Consider the following 18,258-nt stretch of genomic DNA (forward strand, 5'->3'; position numbering starts at 1 on the left):
GAAATGGACTTCAGCCGCCGGCCAGCGAATCGGCCGCGAGCATCGCGAGCGCCATGATCGGCGCACACGTGTTCGCCCTCGTGATCGACGGAATCACCGATCCGTCGACGATCCTGACGTTGTCCAGGCCGATGACCTTGAAGTCCGGCGCGACCACCGCGTCGCCGCCGTGCCCCGCCTTGCAGGTGCCGACCGGATGAAATTGCGTATGCGCGTGCGAGCGGCAGAACCGCCGGATCGCGTCGCGCTCCCGCAACCGGTCGAAATCCCTGCCCGTCGTGCCGGCAAGTGCGGACAACCGCGGATGACCGACGATCTCGCGGCAGATCGACACGCCGTGGGCAAGCACGGCGAGATCGCGCTCGTCGCTCAGATAAGCGGGATCGATACTGATTCGCAGCCGGCCCGCCACACGCCGAATACCAACCCGGCCTCGGCTCGCCGGTAAGCCGACCGACGGCCCGAGCGAAAATCCGCCGCCGATGTCGCCGCCGCGGCTCAAGCCGATGATCGGCGCGAACGCAAGCTGCGTCGACGACTGCTCGGCCGATGCCGGCGTATTCAGAAAACCGCCGACTTCACCGAGATTCGACGTGCGCGCAACGGGCATGCTGGTGAACGACCGGACGGACAACGTCACCTGCGCGTGATCGTGCAAATTCGCGCCGACGCCTTCGAGCGCATGCGCGATCGGAATGTCCGCCGCGCGCAGCGCGCGGGCAGGACCGACGCCCGAGCGCAGCAGAATGGCTGGCGAGCCGATCGTGCCCGCGCACAAAATCGCCTCGCGTTCAACGCGGATCGGCTGCGTGCCGTCCACGCACTCGACGATCACTTGCCGCGCGTGGCGGCCATCGAATCCCAGCCGCTCGACCCGGCAATGCGTGAGCATCGTGAAATTCGGCCGCGCCAACGCTCTCGCCAGGCAAGTCCGCGCGGGAAACGAACGCAGGCCGTCGCGCTGCATCACGTGGTATCGGCCAACTCCCGGGTGCGCGCATACGTCGACCATCTCGCGGCACGGCAAGCCGAGCGTCTGCGCGACGTCGAGAAACGCTTCGCAGAAAGGATGCAGCGACGTCGGCCGCTCGACCGACACGATCTCACCGCTCCCTTGCTCGAACCGCTCGAAAAAGCGTTGCAGGCTCGCCCAGCCCCACGAAGGCGCAACCTCGTCCGCCCAGCGCGCGAAATCGTCCGGATGGCCGCGAACGTATACCATCGCATGCATGGCCGCCGAGCCGCCGACCATCTTGCCGCGCGGCCAAGCGACCGCGCGATTCCCGAGTGCCGGCTGCGGTTCGGTTCGATGCGCCCAATCGTGCGCCGAATCGATCAGCACCGGCCAGCGGCTCGGCGTGAGCACGTCTTCGCGGGCCGACAGATCGTCGCCCGCCTCCAGCAACAGCACGCTCACCGAAGGATCGCGTGACAGGCGCTCGGCGACGATGCAGCCGGCCGGCCCTGCACCGACAATCACGTAATCGTAGACCGGCGCCACGGCATCGTTCAGTAGCACGATGCACCTCCGTCTATGCCGACGATCTGGCCATTGATGAACGACGCGCCGGACGAAAACAGGAACATCACCGTCTGCGCGACCTCGTCCTCCGTACCGATGCGCGCGAGCGGAATGCGCGACGGCCACGTGTTCGCGTCGGCGCTGTCGACGAGGCTGCGGCGGTACATGTCCGTATCGATCGGCCCCGGCGCGATGCCGTTCACCCTGACACCCGCCGGCCCGGCCTCGAGTGCGGCTGCCTTGGTCAGCGCCGCCCCCGCCGCCTTCGATGCCGCATAGACGCCGACGCCAGGAAACATCGTGCGGACCGCATGAATCGAATGATTATTGACGATGACGCCCTGCCCCGCGCCCACCATGCCGGCCAATTGGAACCGCAAGTTCGCCCACAGGCCGAACACGTTCGTATCGAAGCAGCGTCGCACCGCGTCGGCGTCGATCGCCGCGAGCGAGCCGGCGGCGGCAATGCCGGCATTGTTGAATGCATACGCAATGCGGTGCGGGCCTGCGAGCCGCTCGTACTCGCGCTTCAGCGCCGCGAAATCCGAAACGTCGACCTGACGGTAGTAGCACTCGCCCGGGCCTTCGGAGAGCGCATGCACGAGCGCCTCGCCCGCACGCGCGTCCCGCCCCCACGCATGAACGATCCAGCCGGCACGCACCGCATGACGGGCGACAGCGGCGCCGATCCCCCGCGTCCCCCCTGTAATCAGCAGAATCGGCGCCGTCATGTCGGGTATGTCTCCATGAGAAAACCCACGCTGCGGCTCGCTGACGAAAACCGTGACAACGCCTCGGATGCAGTGCGCATCTCGGCAGGCGTCAGATCGTTGACGAATACCGCATCGCCAAGGCCGCGCATCAGAGGCAAATTCTGATGGCCGTCGCGATGAATCGTCGTGTCACGTAACGCATCGGCAACGAGTTGCCCATCGCCGAAGCCGCGATGATACAGAGGAAGACGAAGCTTTTTCGCAATATCGAAAATCCGATCGACATCGGCTTCGTCCAACATGCCGCGCTGCTTCGACAGCAACGCCGAATATAGACAGTCGAGCGCGACGGCTTCGCCGTGCAGCAGCTCGTCGATATAGGTCATCTCGATCAACGGACTGAACGAATGCCCATAGTCGACGATGCGGCGCAGATCGCGCTCCCACAGGTTCGGCTCCAGCTCTTCGGCCATCGCTATCGCCGCCAGATGAATGATTTCGTTGACGAACGGATTCGTTTCGACACCCGGCTCGAAGAATGCATGCCCATGCTCGTCAAGCAGATCGAGCAGGCGGCGGCTTTTGATCAGCGCGACCTTGAATACCTCGGCCAAGCCGTTTGCGATATGCCGGCCGGGCAGCGTATCGAGAAAGCCGGGATACAAATAAGTGGCGGCAGCCGGATGAAATGAACCGAGCCTGTTTCGGTAACCGAAATGATTGACCGCCGTCTTCGCGGCAACACTCACGTCGACCATGCCGAGCAGCGTGGTCGGCACGCGAATGAACGGAATACCGCGACGATAGAGACTGCATGCAAATCCCACCAGGTCGCAGACCACCCCGCCGCCGATCACGACCGGCGGCGAGGACCGGCGCTTCGTGCCGGACTGATTCAATATCTCCGCAATCCGCAGCGCATTACCGAGCGTCTTTTGATCTTCCTCTGCGTTGACGCAATGGCAGCGCACGTTGATCCCGGCAAAGCGAAGCGCGGCCACGAGCGAGTCGGCATGCGCGCGCGGCAAACCCTGGTCGATGAAAACGCTCATCGCACCGCCATCGGCGAAAGACGCGACACCCGCCGCCATTTTCTCCAGAGAATCGTGCGATTCGATGCTGTACTCGATCTCCTGCGCCGCGCAGATTCTGATTTTCCTCATCGAAATCCCCTGCATTTTCAAACACCGTCATTCCGTTGAAATTCAAAATAAACCGGCATTCAGGATGAGATAAAACACCCATAAAAAATCATTGTTTTCCCCACAAAAATGAAAAAATAGTTATGAATTTTTTATTTAATACTCAAACCACGATATGCATCGCATGCCCCATCGTCATGCTCAACACACTCCACTGCATTATTGGCGACAAGCGCCCGATAGCACTCACGAACCTGCACGCCCACTCTTTAATTGACCAAATAAATCAATTAAAAATGCAAGCAGAGTCTAAACACGGTTAAGAAAAAATCAAGAAAATATCATCATCAACCTATAAAACTTGGTAGGTTCACTCATCCATTTTGTTTAAAATTCATCAACGCTTATACAATTTAAATTATTTAATTAAATTAAACGTCGAAATGTGCGAATCGCTAACGGACTGCTGGCGCAGCCCGCTCCGGCGGATGACGGCGGTCGATTCCCGGTTGCACACGAGCGAGCAGCTCGAACACCGGGATCGCGCCAGTGCCGGGAAGACCGCCGCGATGCGGCCCCGTGGCCCGAGCAGCGTCGAAACTCTTTATCATACGAAACGCAGTGAGTTGACGATGCGCGCCACTCGGGAGACGACGATGATCCGGATTGCCATCGATATGGACGAAGTGATTGCCGACGCGTTCTCGGCGGAACTCGCCTGGTATCGAACCACTCACCATTACGCGCTGTCGCGCACGGCTTGCATCGGCAAACCGCTTTCGGCGTTCGTCTCGCCCGAGCACGCGGCGATGATGGAAGCGCTGCTCGCCGACGGACGTTTTTTCGAAACGCTGCCCGTCATGCCGGGAGCGCAACGCGCATTGCGCACGCTGTCGAGCCGATTCGAACTCTTCGTGACCACTGCGGCGATGGAATATCCGAATTCGTGCGAATACAAATTCCGCTGGCTACGCCGGCATCTGCCGTTCATTGAGCCATCGAACATCGTGTTCTGCGGCGACAAAAGCATCGTCCATGCCGATTATCTGATCGACGACAACACTCGTCACTTTCACCGTTTCAGCGGCCAGGGCCTGCTCTTCACCGCGCCTCACAATGCCAGCCTAGACTGGCAGCCGCGCGTCGACGATTGGGATGCCGTCTTGCGCTATTTCAGCGAGCACGGCTGATACGCGGCGGCGGGAAGAGCCGCGTCAGCCAAAACGGCGGTAGCGACTGCCGTCCGATGGGGCATGCTAATGCGCAACCGCTTGCCTTTTATGCACCGCCTCCTTCCCCATCCGCGCGAGCACATGCTCGGTCATCCCGCGCGCCAACTCCGCCTCACCGACGAACACCTCGCCCATCCCTTCGCTCGCGAGCAGCGCCGCTTCGTCGTCGCTGTTCGTGCATAGCGCGATTTCAAGCGGTGGATTGAGTGTGCGGGCAATCTCGACGATCTGCCGCACGTCGAACACATCCGGCAGCGTGACGACGAGCATCGCCGCCCGCGCGACGTGCGCCTGCACAAGCACGACAGGCTCTATCGCGTCGCCCGACACGGCCGCGACGCCGTCGTTGCGCAGCTTCTCGACGATCTCGCGATTCTGCTCGACGACGACATATGCGATGCCCCTGCTATCGAGCGCCTGCGCGATACGCATGCCGACCCGCCCATAGCCGACGATCACCACCTGCCCCGTCAAATGCGCCTGCGGCGTGGACATCGGCAACGCCGCGAGCGGATCGTCGCGCGCCTCCAGACGGCGCGCGAGCGCCGAGCGTTCGCGAATCCATGCTAGCGCCGGATCGATCGCCGCGAACAGCAGCGTGTTGAGCGCGATCGACAGCAGCGCGACTGCAAGAATCAGGCTTTGCCCTTGCATCGACAACAGGCCCAGCGCACGCCCAAGCCCCGCGAGAATGAACGAGAACTCGCCGATCTGCGCGAGCCCCGCGCCGACCGTCAGCGCGGTATTGAGCGGATAGCGGAATGCGAGCACGAGCGCCGCCGCGGCAATTGTCTTGCCGACCACGACGATCGCCGCGACTTCGAGCACGTGCAGCGGCTCGTCGATCAGCACGCGCGGATCGAACAGCATGCCCACGGAGATGAAGAACAGCACCGAGAATGCGTCGCGCAGCGGCAGCGTCTCGTCGGCCGCGCGGCGGCTGAATTCCGATTCGCGCATCATCATGCCGGCGAAAAACGCGCCGAGCGCGAACGACACGTCGAACAGCTTCGCCGCGCCGAACGCAACGCCCACCGCTGCCGCGATCATGCACAGCGTAAACAACTCGCGCGAGCCGGTACGCGCAACGAGCCACAGCACACGAGGGAATACGCGCTTGCCGACCACAAGCATCAGCGAGACGAACGCGGCGACTTTCATCAACGTGACGCCAAGCGCGCGCCACAGATTGCCGTCCGCCGATGCGCCACCGTGCGCATCGTGAGCGGCTTGCGTGCCGGCCGTGCCCACGTCCGCGCCGCCGAGCAGCCCGGCCAGCGGCGGCAGCAGCACCAGCACGAGCACCATCACCAGATCCTCGACGACAAGCCAGCCGATCGCGATGCGCCCGTTGACCGATTCGACGAGCCCGCGCCCTTCGAGCGCGCGCAACAGCACCACCGTACTCGCAACCGATAGCGCAAGACCGAACACGAGCGCCCCGCCTACGCTCCACCCCCACAACAGCGCAAGCCCCGCGCCGAGCGCCGTCGCAACGGTGATCTGCACGATCGCGCCAGGCAGCGCGATCTTGCGGACCGCCAATAGATCACCGAGCGAGAAATGCAAGCCGACCCCGAACATCAGCAGCATCACGCCGATTTCGGCGAGCTGCTGCGCGAGCGCGATGTCGCCGACGAAACCGGGGGTGCCTGGGCCGATTACGATGCCGGCGAGCAAATAGCCGACGAGCGGTGGCATTTTTAGCAGCGACGCGAGGTAACCGAAGATCATCGCGAGACCGAAACCGGCCGCGAGCAGCGCAATCAGGCTGACGTCATGAGGCATCCTGGCATCCTTGCATGTAAATCATTCGTAAGGTTCAAGGATAAGGGATTGCGATGAACAACGGGTGAATTGAATCAGCGGCCGCGCTGCGGCGCACAAAAACGCGCGGCCCCGCACACGAACAACCGTGCGCGGGGCCGCGAAACGCCGAACCGGGCCCGGGACGAGCGGGCCGCGTTGTTCGAAACGCGTTACATCTCGACCTGATCGAGGAAGGTCTTCTTGCCGTCCTTATAGTTGTACAGCGAGATCACGCCATGCGTGAGATCGCCCTTCGAATCGAAGGTCGTCTCGCCGATCACGCCCTTGTACTTCGTCGTCGGAATCGCCGACAGAATCTTCGCCGGGTCCGTCGAATTCGTGCGCTTCATCGCATCGACGATGATGTAGACAGCGTCATACGCGAACGGCGCATCGAACCGGATCGGCTGGTTGAAACGCTTCTCGTATTTCGCCTTGAACGCGGGGCCGCCGGGCATCTTTTCGACCGCCGCGCCCGCCTGCGAGCAGATGATGTTGCCCACCGCATCGCCCGCCAGGCTCGCGAGCCCGTCGGTGCACACGCCGTCGCCCGAAAGAATCTTCGCGCGCAGGCCGAGCTGCTTGGCCTGCTTCGCGAACGGGCCACCCGTCGCGTCCATCCCGCCGTACATGATCGCGTCCGGGTTTTCCCCCTTGATCTTCGTCAGAATCGCGCGGAAATCGACCGCCTTGTCGTTCGTCGCGTCGTGCGACAACACTTTCAGACCGAGCGATTTCGCCTTTTTCTCGAATTCGTTCGCGAGGCCTTGGCCATACGCGGTCGAATCGTCAACGACGGCCACCGTCTTCACACCCTTCGACGACGCATAGTTGGCCAGCGCCGGGCCCTGCTGCGCATCGGTCGCGACGACGCGGAAGGTGGTCTTGAAGCCTTGCTGCGTATAGGCCGGATTGGTCGCCGACGGCGAAATTTGCACGATGCCGGCGTCGCTGTAGATCTTCGAGGCCGGAATCGACGTACCCGAGTTCAGGTGGCCGACCACGGCGACGACCTTGTCGTCGACCAGCTTCTGCGCGACCTGCGTGGCCGTGCGCGGGTCGGCCGCGTCGTCCTGCGCGTCGAGCTGGAGCGTGATTTTCTGGCCGCCGATCGTGAGGCCCTTCGCGTTGATCTCCTCGATGGCCAGACGCGCGCCGTTTTCATTGTCCTTGCCGAGGTGTGCGATGCCTCCCGTCAGCGGCTCGACGCTGCCAATCTTCACGACCTGATCCGCGGCCGCATTCGACGCGGCGGCCGCCAGCAACATTGCCGCCGCGCTGAGCGGCATTATTTTTTGCAGCTTGACATTCATGGGAGTCCCCTGTTTCCGATTCGTGTTGACCCAGGCCGCCCGACAACGGTGCGTGCGCGGCTCATGTCAGCGTGCAATCGTGCCGAAAAATATTTGTTTGAGCAAGGTAGATATCGACGCATGTGATGGCTGCGGGAAAACCATGTCGCCCGGCATCGCCGCGCCGCAAAAATGAGGGGCGCCTTTTGCCGCGCAGCCGAGTGCCTTCGCCCCCGGCTGCAAGCCAATGCAGCCTCGGGCCGGACCGGTGCGCGTGATGCCGGCTTCCCCGGCATCGCACCAGGTCAAGCAAGACCGGGCAATCCATGATGTGCCGGATCAGGCTATTCGTTCGACAAACGGCTTGTGCAGCGTTGCACTCGCCACATCCGGCAAAATATCTTCATGCTAGTCGACTGATGAATAAAATTGCCGTGCCCAACGTTGAAATACCGCATATGGACTGTTTCCGGCCCCGGGCCGGCCGTAACCGGCGTAATCGCGGTTGCTCCAAACCATGATGTCTTCATTGAAGACCGGCACAAGCCATAAACGATGCAGTATGCGCGCGAGTATCGCGTAGATCGGATGCTGTAGCCACGACGGCCAGTTCGATAGCCATGAGAAACGAAACGAGATGCCATCGCGAAAGGTCCATCGCAACGGCGCGATCTGCACGCCGCATGCAAATATCTTCGCTTCAAGTCCGAGCGCCTTCATCTGATGGTCGGACGACACACAGCCAAGTCCATGCACACCGATGACCGTGCTCCATTTCACGCTCCGCCACTTCATGTCGACCCGCATCGAAATCCTCGGTCCATCGACCACCGGCGGATGCGGCACCATGTCCCTCCATCGATGCAATGCGCCGAAATGCTCGAGGTCGTAGCCGTTCTCCGGCAAGTTCTGCATCACGCCGCGCAATGTATACGCACGGCCGATGGGCTTCGAAAAACCTTCCATATCGACCTCGGGTAACGCCCACGTCGGCTCGAGCCCGCGTGCGTGCTGCCAGACGAATACGAAACCGTTCCATTCGCATACGCGCAGGGTCCGCAGCGCGAGTGCCCGGCCGCGCTCGCACGCGACACCGGCACGCCGACCGTCTGTTCCATAGGCATAACCATGAAACGGGCAAACCAGATTCTCTCCCTCGACGGTGCCACCGCGCCCTAGATGCGCACCTTGATGCGGGCAATACGCGTCGACCGCACATGCAACGCCGAGTGCGGTTCGATACAATACGACGTCGCGCCCCATGAACGGCGTCGTCAATACTGCTCCCGGCTTCAGCTCGTCGCTGAAGCACAGTGCGAACCATCCGTCCGGATAGGGCAGCGGCGGAACGTCGACAGCGCACGCGGCGTCATTCATTTCGATCTCCTACCAACAGTCGGGGAAATCAACGCGCAAAGCGGCGGTTCGAGTTGCTGCTGATGTCTCGTGCATAATCTGGCGCGCACGAATAGAACTGCGATGCCCAGCGACGAAAGATCATGATCGCCATTTCTCCCGCCATCAGCGTCGGGCGTATATCGTAATTCCGGTGATGCCAGATTAGCAGATCACGTTTGAATTGCGGTACGAACCATAAACGGTATGCGGCAGTCGCGAGTACTTCGTGCGCGACGCGTCTTATGGTGGCCGGCCATGACGACAAACGCTCGACGCGCAATGCCACCAGCTCAATGCAGGTCCATCGATCGGGCTCGATCTGCGTTGGGAATAACACGACACGCGCATGCAGCCCCAGGCGCGGCAGTTCCATGCGCGCCGCCATGCAGCCAAGACCGTGCATCGTGATATCGAGTCGCAGCGGCTGGCCAAGCAACACAAGCGTCGAGCGCATCGTCATCATGTGGCCATCCGCTTGCGGCGGCTGCAACACCGGGTTGGACCAACCATGCACCGGGCCGAAATGATTGACATCGACACCGTTCTCCGCCGGATTCTGCAAATTGCCGTTGAGCGTATGGCAACGCCCGCGCGGGACCGAATAGCCGCTCAGATCGAGGTCCGGCAACGCCCATTGCGGGGCATCGCCAACACCGCTGTACCATGCAACGATGATGCCGTTCCACTCGCGCACGTGCCGCTGCCGCAGCATCGCCGCCGGCGGCTTCAGCGCACCCGGTGCGTGCGCACAAGTTCCCTCCGGACCGAATGCAAGATGATGAAACGGGCAGACGAGATTTTCCCCATCGACCACGCCGCCGTGTCCCAGATGTGCGCCGAGATGCGGACAGTGCGGTTCGATCACGCGCAGCAGCCCGGATCGCGTTCGATACATCACGACGTCGTCCCCCGCGAAGCGCTTGACTACGACCGCGCCGCGCTTCACGTCCCGGCTGTAACCGAGCGCAAACCAGCCGTCCGGATAGCGGCCCAATGGCGTATTCCGACATTCGTTGCGAGCCCTCATCGATTTTTCCCTTACCGTCAAAACGCGATCTGTGCTTGCCTACCTGGCCTGCCGTCAACGTGATCTGCTGTCTACCCGCACGTCACCCGCTATCGCGCTCCTCTGCGTGGTAGCGCGTGCTGAATCGATGGAACTCCGCGTTTCCGGCGCTCATGTGGCCCAGCTCGGCAATATAGGCACGCACGTCGGCCCGCTGGCCGAGCGCGCTCACGGCAACCGAGTTCTGCGCATCGATCAGCCGACGTTCGTTTAGCTCGCATAGCTCGGCGAGCCGGCATATCGCAGCCTGGGTATCGAGTTGCTCGACGCGCATCAAAATCCAAACTGCATTCAGTGTCTCCGCCGCCGACGATTCCTTGCGGAACGAAAAAAGGTCGTTGACGAGAATCACCGAGTCGATCACCGCATCGCGCATGCCGATCAATGACTCGTCCAGTAAATCTCCCATGTCGACGTCAAGCGCGTATTCGGTCGTTAGCGTGATCCAATGGCCAAATCCCTCGACATGTCTGAGCTGGAGATATTCGTTGAATGACAGGTGCGCAGCATCGATGGCTGACGGATTCGCCTGCATATCGATCTGCTCGCCGATGCAGCCGATGAATCGTCGCCAGAAACGGGGGCGCGACGTGCGCACGCCATCCATCAATCGCAGCGTCTCGTACAACAGCTGGGCGGACGGCGTATTCGGAGAAGAACATTTGCCACCAATGGCGGCAATGAAATCGTCGCGCAGCGCATCGAGCCCCGGTTGATTGCCGTCCCGCGCGAATGCGGTAAACGCGTCGTCCATCAAGGTCATCACATTCATCAACTGCTCGACCGCATAGATCCGCTCGTTCAGGGCGTTCGGGTAACACAGGCCACCATATGCCGGAATGCGTTGCGACAGATAACGGCGTGCGGCCTGTTCGTTGCCGCAGTGACGCAGTAGATATGAATAGTTGTCGACAGCCAGTTGCTGCTCGATCGCGTCGTGCAGCGGATGCCATGCGGCCTTCAATTCAAGTCGCGGCGACGGAAAAAACAATTCATCCGATACAGCCGCTCGTTCCGTTGCGGTTGCTACGCTGGATTCAGTCATACGACGCTCCGTATATCGAACCAACAGCCGGTGTGCACATGGGATCAGCCGATCTGCCGAGTGGCGATTACGCTGTATGTCGAAACCTTGTTCTTGATCAGTGCGACGGACCAGTTCTCGGCCAGTACGCGCAATTCCTCGAGCGTACCCGTCGCCCCATGCGGAAAATGTTTCTCAATATTCGCTTTCGACTCCATCAACCAACGGGCAACGTCGATATTCGACGGCAATACGCGCATGTCGAGTATCTTGAAGCCGGCATCGGTCAACACCTGCGAAAAATACTTGGGTGTTTTACGGTGCTTACATGCGATACGATCCACTTCGTCCGGCGTATCCGATGTGTATTCATCGAGATTCACGTTGTAAAGATTGTCTGAAATCACCACCATACCGCCGGGCCGTACTCTTCCATGCAAAGTTTTCATCGATTTTTCATATAATTCGTTCGGAAAGTGCGAAATCACACCTCGGATGATGACGAGGTCATATGGGGCCGCATGGTCCGGCAGAAGATGAACATCTTGAGCATTGCATTGATACAGATTGATCCGATCCGCCAGCCCATGTTTTGCATGGAAACGGGCGCAATATTCAAGCTGTTCCCGGCTCACGTTGATGCCATCGAGTCGCATGCAGTTAGGAAAGCGTTCAGCCAGATATTTAAGTATGTAGCCCCACCCACACCCGATATCGAGAATCCGTTCTACATCGGGATGGTCAGGATCGTCAAAACCCGCGAGGTTTAGCTGACGCTCGAAATACCGGATGCCGGCCTCATCCAGCGAGATCGGCGGCGTCGAGCGGGGATCGTCATAGACGCCGAACTGAAATAACAAACAGTCGCCAATTGCCTTACGCCATTCTTCCGGATCGCCTTGATAAGTCGTTTCGATCTTACTTTCGTAATCGTTGACAGCATCGCCGCGTAAGAATCTGATCGGCAACATTCGGGAATTCATTGAGTGATGGGCAGACGCCCCCCTTTGAGCATTGGCATGTTCCATATTTCACCTTTCCGCATGAAAAATCAGGATTTATTACTTCACGAAATATATCCACAAAAAATCACATGCAGCAAGACTTTATTAGATCTTAAATCAAAAAATCTTCATTCCTTGAAAATTACAAAGCACCGACACGAATCCATTCATTCGTAATCGAAAAATTCATGATGTACTTATTTAAATTAATTTTCACGACAAAAGATTAAATTTTTGGAATTAACCAAATTTATCAAACAATATCCAACCTGGAGTTTTTTAATTTTTAATACTACGATCCTCAAAAAAGGGGATGTTATTTTTATATGAAACAGTTTTTTATTTTTCAAGGACTTCATCAACCAGGGAACACCAACGCAGAAATTATTGTTTTAAATCGCTTAATAAAACGGGATGTAATTGGCACTATTATTACTACGGGAAAGCCATCATGCATAACCTCCTCCAACACATCCGCCTACCCTGCGACCTCCGCACGCTCGAGCGTGCGACGCTCCCTCAACTCGCCAACGAGTTGCGCGCTTTTGTGCTCGACAGCGTATCGAAGACCGGCGGCCATCTCGCCTCAAACCTCGGCAGTGTCGAACTCGCGATTGCTTTGCATTACGTATTTGACACCCCGCACGACCGCATCGTCTGGGATGTCGGCCATCAGTCATATCCACATAAAATCCTTACCGGCCGCCGCGATGCGATGCCGACCATCCGTCAGCTCGGCGGGATTTCCGGTTTCCCCCACCGCAGCGAATCGCAATACGATGCGTTCGGCACCGCGCACTCGAGCACGTCGATCTCAGCCGCCCTCGGGATGGCACACGCGGCCCGGCTTCAATGCACCGCACGCCATTGCGTCGCCGTCATCGGCGACGGTGCACTATCCGCCGGCATCGCTTACGAAGCCCTGAACAACGCCGGCATTGTCGACGCATTGCCGTTCATCGTTGTCCTAAACGACAATGACATGTCGATCTCTCCATCGGTGGGCGCGCTCAGGCACGCGCTCGGCAGGCTGATTGCGGGCCGATCGCGGATGCACGCCAAGCGGCATGCTCAGGATCTGCTGAATCTCGCGCCACCGACACGCCAGCCCGTCAACCGGCTCGAAACACCGGTCCAAGGCCCGGCCGCCCCCGTGGCATGGTTCGAAGAGTTCGGCTTCAACTACGCCGGCCCGATCGACGGCCACGACGTCAATCAGTTGATTGACGCGCTGGCCGGCCTGAAACGCGCGCCGGGTCCGCATCTGCTGCATGTCGTCACGCAGAAGGGCCACGGCTATCCGCAGGCCGAAGCTGATCCGATCCGATATCACGGGCCCGGCAAATTCGATACGGCCGTGGGCATCGTACCGGGTCAATCCAAGCGAAAAACCTATGCGCAAGTCTTTTGCGAATGGCTATGCGACGAAGCCATGCGCGATGAGCGCGTCGTCGCGATCACACCGGCGATGCGCGAGGGCTCTGGCCTCGTCGAATTCGAGCGGCGCTTTCCGGCCCGCTATTTCGACGTCGCAATCGCCGAGCAGCATGCGGTTACGTTTGCGGCCGGGCTAGCAGCGGACGGCATGCGCCCCGTCGTCGCGATCTATTCAACGTTCCTGCAACGCGGCTACGATCAGTTGATCCACGACGTCGCGATCCAGAACTTGCCCGTCACGTTCGCGATCGACCGCGCGGGCATCGTCGGCGCGGATGGCGCCACACACATGGGCGCATTCGATCTCGCGTATCTGCGCTGCATCCCCAATCTGATCGTGATGGCACCATCGAACGAGAACGAGTGCCGGCAAATGCTGCATACCGCGCTACGGCAGCCCGGACCTTGCGCGGTTCGTTATCCGCGCGGCGGCGGACCGGGCGCGGTAATCGAAGCGGAGATGACGGTGCTGCCGATCGGCGTCTCGGCGCTGCTGCGCTCGAGCAATGCGCCGAACGGGCGACGCATTGCACTGCTTGCGTTCGGGACGATGGTGGCACCGTCGTTGAGCGCGGCCGAAGCACTCGACGCAACGGTGGTCGACATGCGCTTCGTCAAACCGCTGGACACCACGCGGCTGCGCGAGATCGCATCGACCCACGACGTTCTCGTCACGATCGAGGAAGGCTGCCTGCATGCAGGTGCGGGATCGGCTTGCATCGAGACGCTGGCCGACATGCTGATTTACCGTCCAGTGCTGCGCATCGGCTTGCCGGATGCGTTCGTCGAACACGGCGAGCCGGACGAATTATTGACATTGAATGGGCTCGACGCTGCCGGCATTCGAGCGTCGGTCGAGCGTTTTATCGCCCGGCTCGATAGATGGCCCGCAGCGACCACTGTAACCATCCTGCCTTTCGACGCAATGCTCGACAACGCTCCGCACCCGTATTCGCTGTAATGTTTGCACTGCTATCGTTACTCGGCAAAAGAAGCGGCATTCCGATCAATCGGCAAGCACAACGGTCCGTGCCGACCACTGCATCCGCGCGCGGACACAGCGGCGCGGAAATATCAGGAGACCAGATGGAAGAGCGCTTGATCCTCGTCGATGCCGATGACCGCGCCCTCGGCGTATGCGGCAAACTGCACGCCCATCGCGAAGGGCTGCTGCATCGCGCATTCTCGATTTTCGTGTTCGATTACGCAGGCCGAGTACTGTTACAGCAGCGGGCGCATGGCAAATATCACTCGGGCGGACTGTGGACCAACACTTGCTGCGGGCATCCGCGCCCCGGCGAAACGTTACTCGATGCCACACGCCGCCGTCTGCACGAGGAAATGGGTTTCGCCTGCGAACTGAGGGAAGTCGACACGCTGTTGTATCGCGCGCCGCTCGACAACGGGCTCGTCGAACACGAGTTTCTACATATCCACACCGGCGCGGCTCAGGATGTGCCCGCTCCGGACCCGGCCGAAGTTGCCGCGTGGCGATGGATCGATCTGCCGACGCTGCTCACATGGATCGCGGCAGACCCCGATGCATTCACTATCTGGTTCCGGCACATCGTCGCGCGAACGGGCAAAGACGGCTTGTCGGCATGGGCCGCCAACGCGGGCCGGTTGAGCGCCGTTCGCAGCGCCTCTGCCACGCGCTGACGCACGGCTCGCCCGACAAACGTCCATCAATCGCGGCATGAACCGATCGTCGTCCATAGGAATTCGTACACCGTCGCATACGCGCGCGCGACGGCTTCCAGCTCGACACCGGGCCCATGCCCACCGTCGCGCTGCTCCCAATACCACACCTGTTCATGCCCGAGCGCCTGCATCTTCGCGACCATCTTACGCGCATGCCCCGGATGCACCCGGTCGTCCGTTGCCGACGTCGTGAATAGAACGGGAGGATAGGCAACGCCCGCTTTCACGTTCTGGTATGGCGAGTACGCCATCAATGCGCGCAGTGCGTCGGCATCGTCGGGATCGCCATATTCGTCGATCCATGCCGCGCCTTGCAGCAAAACATGAAAACGCGCCATGTCGAGCACGGGCATCTCGGACACGACCGCGCCAAACAAATCCGGGCGCTGTATCATGCAGGCCGCCGTCAGCAAGCCGCCATTGCTTGCGCCTCGAATAGCCAGTTGCTTCGGCGTGGTTGTCGCGGCATCGACCAGCGACTGCGCGACGGCGATGAAATCGTCGAATGCTGTCTGACGCTTATCGCGCAGTGCGGCGCGGTGCCACGAAGGCCCGAATTCGCCGCCGCCGCGGATGCCGGCAATCGCCAGCACGCCGCCCGCTTCGAGCCATGCGTAGCCGTCGACGTTCAGATAAAACGGCGTATCGAATTCGACTTCGAAACCGCCATAGCCGAACAGCACGCACGGCTGCGGATTGCCGCGCAGATCGCTCTCGCGGCCTATGATCCAATAAGGAATCCGAACCCCATCGGGTGCGGCTGCATAGCAACGCTCGACGGCCAGCCCCGCTGCATCGAACTGCGCAGGCAGCCGGGCAATCAGCTGCCAGGGCGACTCATCCGCGAGATCGGCCCAATACAATGACGGCGGCGTCAGGAAATGCTCGGTGTGAATCAAGACCGTGTCGTCGCGAATTTCATCGATTGCGCTCAACGACACTTCGCACCCCTGCGGCAATGCCCATTCGCGGTCTTGCCACGCGCTTTCGGCGGCAACGGGCGGCCGCCATAGCGTCACCTGCGTCATCCCGTCCTGTTTATGTTTGATGATCAGCCAGTTTCGCGTGTAACTCACGTCCGACAGGATATGCCGCTCGCCCGGTGCGAAAAGCACGGTGACATCACGCACCCCTTCGACAAATGCGGACCGTCGGAACGCCAGCAACGTACCGCCCGCCTGCGTCGTGCCGCCAACGGTCCAATCCGAGCGAATCGTGACAAGCAGCCATCCGTTCCATTCGAACACGCTTGCGTCGCGTGGCACGTCGTAGCGTTGCCACGTGCCGTCCTGATCGAGCCAGAATCCCTCTGACTCGAAGAACGTGACGTCGCGCCACGCCAAATGCCGTTTATTCACATCGTCATAGGTCGCCACCACGGACACGTCATCCCGTCTGCCTTCGAAAACGACTGGCGCCGCTGCCACGTCGGTGCCTCGCCGCCATTTGCGCACTTGGCGCGGGAAACCCGACGCAGTGAGTTGCGGCGCGTCGTTAAGCGCGCTGTCGTCCCAGCCGACATAGATCGTGTCGCGATCGATCCACGACACGCAGTGCCGCCCCGCTTGGGCAAGCTCGAAGCCGCCTTTCACAAACATGCGTGAATTCACATCGTATTCACGCACGATGCACGCGTCCGCGCCGCCCGGCGAAAGCATCACGAGCGCGCGGTCGTAGGTGGGATGAACGAGGGTGAAATCCACCAACACCCAGCGCGGGCCGTCGCCGTCGCGATTGTTTAAATCGATCGTACCGACATCCAGTACATCCTCCCACTGCGGCCGGCCGTCGAGCCATGCCTGCCAGGGCGTGCGCCGAACCAGGCCAAGCGGATGCGTGTCGTCGATCCACGTGTTGTAGCCCCATGCGTCGAAACGCGAACACTGTGCGATACGTTCGCTCGACGTGAGAATTTGAGCAATGCGCCGGGCACGTGCCTGCGAACGCGCGGTATCGCCGAATGCACGCATCGTGCGCGTGTTCTGCTCGCCGATCCAGGTCTCGACATCGGAATCCTGCGCCGCCTCGAGCGCAAGATAGGGATCCGACGTGTGCGCCGACGGCGACTGAGTGGTGTGAGGTTTCGATAACAATGTAATGCTCTTCCGATTGATCGACGCGATCCGAGCCCATCGCATGCATTATTTCGGATCGTCTCAAGAACACTTCCTGACGGGCTCGCGCCGGAAATGCTTGAAGCCTCTTTCATGAAGGCTCCAGGTGTTTAGTCCATCATATGTCATCCGTTGAATTGAGTAGCATGACTAAGTTGGCGGCGGCTCTGTCCAGGAGCGGCCATGAACGCGGTGAGTCCACTTGAGTGCATAGCCCGTCTTATTCACTTCGTCGCGTACGCAAGCAGAACTGGAAAATCCGGATCTCACGAAACAGTGAGCGCCTCCGTGCATTCGCACTGCACGACGAGACGGACATGTGATACGCAAAACCGCCGTGATGCCGCAATCGAATGTATGCGTATATATGCGAATACAAATTCAGTACGCTACCCATATTGCGAAGTCACCGCTGTTCGCGTCAACCAACATGTTGCTTCAGCAACAAAAATCAACAATGCTTCGTTACCGGGTAATCGGTATCCGTGACATGTCGCATTCGTGCAAGTTAGCAGGGGAAGAACTACGGCTATTCGCCAGACTCTCGCGCACGCCGGTCAACATCGACAGCGGTATCGTTCCAGAGGTGCATGCACTGCGCTTTTTTCGAACCCGATACCGATGACCATGAGGCCAGGGTGACCAATAAAAAGCGATCGACCCAAATCGCCCGTTACCGGCAAATCGTGCGGACATTCGTCGGTACCTCGTGAGCCGTTGACGACAGGGTCTCTACACTGTCACGAGCGCTCGCCCGTTGTTCCCGAAAACGCTCGTTCATTTTTGCAACGGGCGTTTATAGCC

The 18,258-nt window shown here is 60.2% G+C and carries 13 protein-coding genes; 3 read left to right on the forward strand and 10 right to left on the reverse strand.

The features are described from left to right. Positions 1 to 10 precede the first annotated feature (10 nt). Genes BSIN_RS13445 through BSIN_RS13455 form a run of 3 tightly spaced genes read right to left on the reverse strand, consistent with a single transcriptional unit; the run spans position 11 to position 3,398 of the window. On the reverse strand, positions 11 to 1,519 hold the full coding sequence (locus BSIN_RS13445) for a GMC family oxidoreductase (RefSeq protein WP_159935964.1): 1,509 nt from the start codon (positions 1,517 to 1,519) through the stop codon (positions 11 to 13). Then, positions 1,510 to 2,253 carry an SDR family NAD(P)-dependent oxidoreductase gene (locus BSIN_RS13450; RefSeq protein WP_059519802.1) on the reverse strand — a complete coding sequence of 248 codons (744 nt, stop codon included), beginning with the start codon at positions 2,251 to 2,253 and terminating at the stop codon, positions 1,510 to 1,512. The genes BSIN_RS13445 and BSIN_RS13450 overlap by 10 nt, the downstream gene beginning before the upstream one ends. Then, entirely contained in the window at positions 2,250 to 3,398 is a 1,149-nt protein-coding gene (locus tag BSIN_RS13455) for a sedoheptulose 7-phosphate cyclase (protein ID WP_159935966.1), read from the reverse strand. Before BSIN_RS13455 ends, BSIN_RS13450 begins: the two co-directional genes overlap by 4 nt. Positions 3,399 to 4,009: 611 nt before the next feature. Here BSIN_RS13455 and BSIN_RS13460 point away from each other — a divergent pair. After that, on the forward strand, positions 4,010 to 4,567 hold the full coding sequence (locus BSIN_RS13460; RefSeq protein ID WP_089340915.1) for a 5' nucleotidase, NT5C type: 558 nt from the start codon (positions 4,010 to 4,012) through the stop codon (positions 4,565 to 4,567). 66 nt (positions 4,568 to 4,633) lie between these two features. Here the strand turns inward: BSIN_RS13460 and BSIN_RS13465 are convergent, their stop codons facing one another. The 6 genes from BSIN_RS13465 to BSIN_RS13490 all read right to left on the reverse strand — a co-directional run bounded on the left by BSIN_RS13465 (position 4,634) and on the right by BSIN_RS13490 (position 12,169). After that, on the reverse strand, positions 4,634 to 6,397 hold the full coding sequence (locus BSIN_RS13465) for a cation:proton antiporter domain-containing protein (RefSeq protein ID WP_089340878.1): 1,764 nt from the start codon (positions 6,395 to 6,397) through the stop codon (positions 4,634 to 4,636). Positions 6,398 to 6,588: 191 nt separating this feature from the next. Next, complete coding sequence (locus tag BSIN_RS13470; RefSeq protein ID WP_059519805.1) at positions 6,589 to 7,731, reverse strand: branched-chain amino acid ABC transporter substrate-binding protein; 1,143 nt, start codon at positions 7,729 to 7,731, stop codon at positions 6,589 to 6,591. Between the two features lie 387 nt (positions 7,732 to 8,118). Then, complete coding sequence (locus BSIN_RS13475; protein WP_089340879.1) at positions 8,119 to 9,087, reverse strand: Rieske (2Fe-2S) protein; 969 nt, start codon at positions 9,085 to 9,087, stop codon at positions 8,119 to 8,121. A gap of 28 nt (positions 9,088 to 9,115) precedes the next feature. Continuing rightward, on the reverse strand, positions 9,116 to 10,135 hold the full coding sequence (locus tag BSIN_RS13480) for a Rieske 2Fe-2S domain-containing protein (protein ID WP_089340880.1): 1,020 nt from the start codon (positions 10,133 to 10,135) through the stop codon (positions 9,116 to 9,118). Between the two features lie 82 nt (positions 10,136 to 10,217). Then, positions 10,218 to 11,138, reverse strand: coding sequence for a terpene synthase family protein (locus BSIN_RS13485; protein ID WP_089340881.1), 921 nt, complete (start codon positions 11,136 to 11,138; stop codon positions 10,218 to 10,220). A 125-nt stretch (positions 11,139 to 11,263) separates the two neighbouring features. Continuing rightward, positions 11,264 to 12,169 carry an SAM-dependent methyltransferase gene (locus BSIN_RS13490; protein WP_256583785.1) on the reverse strand — a complete coding sequence of 302 codons (906 nt, stop codon included), beginning with the start codon at positions 12,167 to 12,169 and terminating at the stop codon, positions 11,264 to 11,266. 484 nt (positions 12,170 to 12,653) lie between these two features. Between BSIN_RS13490 and dxs the strand changes: the two genes are divergently transcribed. Beyond that, on the forward strand, positions 12,654 to 14,600 hold the full coding sequence (gene dxs, locus BSIN_RS13495) for a 1-deoxy-D-xylulose-5-phosphate synthase (RefSeq protein ID WP_089340883.1): 1,947 nt from the start codon (positions 12,654 to 12,656) through the stop codon (positions 14,598 to 14,600). A gap of 125 nt (positions 14,601 to 14,725) precedes the next feature. Further along, positions 14,726 to 15,298 carry an isopentenyl-diphosphate Delta-isomerase gene (idi, locus tag BSIN_RS13500; protein WP_089340916.1) on the forward strand — a complete coding sequence of 191 codons (573 nt, stop codon included), beginning with the start codon at positions 14,726 to 14,728 and terminating at the stop codon, positions 15,296 to 15,298. A 26-nt stretch (positions 15,299 to 15,324) separates the two neighbouring features. On the opposite strand, the gene BSIN_RS13505 is transcribed toward idi, so the two are convergent. Next, positions 15,325 to 17,433, reverse strand: a complete 2,109-nt coding sequence (locus tag BSIN_RS13505; protein ID WP_256583786.1) for a prolyl oligopeptidase family serine peptidase — start codon at positions 17,431 to 17,433, stop codon at positions 15,325 to 15,327. Between the last annotated feature and the right edge of the window lie 825 nt (positions 17,434 to 18,258).

Origin of the sequence: Burkholderia singularis, assembly GCF_900176645.1 — a bacterium.
GTDB classification, from domain to species: Bacteria; Pseudomonadota; Gammaproteobacteria; order Burkholderiales; family Burkholderiaceae; genus Burkholderia; species Burkholderia singularis.

Bases quoted from the DNA above. Each gene is read 5' to 3' on its own strand.
- BSIN_RS13475 (WP_089340879.1), bottom strand. From the start codon at position 9,087: ATGAATGACGCCGCGTGCGCTGTCGACGTTCCGCCGCTGCCCTATCCG.
- BSIN_RS13490 (WP_256583785.1), bottom strand. From the start codon at position 12,169: ATGTTGCCGATCAGATTCTTACGCGGCGATGCTGTCAACGATTACGAA.
- BSIN_RS13455 (WP_159935966.1), bottom strand. From the start codon at position 3,398: ATGAGGAAAATCAGAATCTGCGCGGCGCAGGAGATCGAGTACAGCATC.
- BSIN_RS13460 (WP_089340915.1), top strand. From the start codon at position 4,010: ATGCGCGCCACTCGGGAGACGACGATGATCCGGATTGCCATCGATATG.
- BSIN_RS13450 (WP_059519802.1), bottom strand. From the start codon at position 2,253: ATGACGGCGCCGATTCTGCTGATTACAGGGGGGACGCGGGGGATCGGC.
- dxs (WP_089340883.1), top strand. From the start codon at position 12,654: ATGCATAACCTCCTCCAACACATCCGCCTACCCTGCGACCTCCGCACG.
- BSIN_RS13480 (WP_089340880.1), bottom strand. From the start codon at position 10,135: ATGAGGGCTCGCAACGAATGTCGGAATACGCCATTGGGCCGCTATCCG.
- BSIN_RS13470 (WP_059519805.1), bottom strand. From the start codon at position 7,731: ATGAATGTCAAGCTGCAAAAAATAATGCCGCTCAGCGCGGCGGCAATG.
- BSIN_RS13465 (WP_089340878.1), bottom strand. From the start codon at position 6,397: ATGCCTCATGACGTCAGCCTGATTGCGCTGCTCGCGGCCGGTTTCGGT.
- idi (WP_089340916.1), top strand. From the start codon at position 14,726: ATGGAAGAGCGCTTGATCCTCGTCGATGCCGATGACCGCGCCCTCGGC.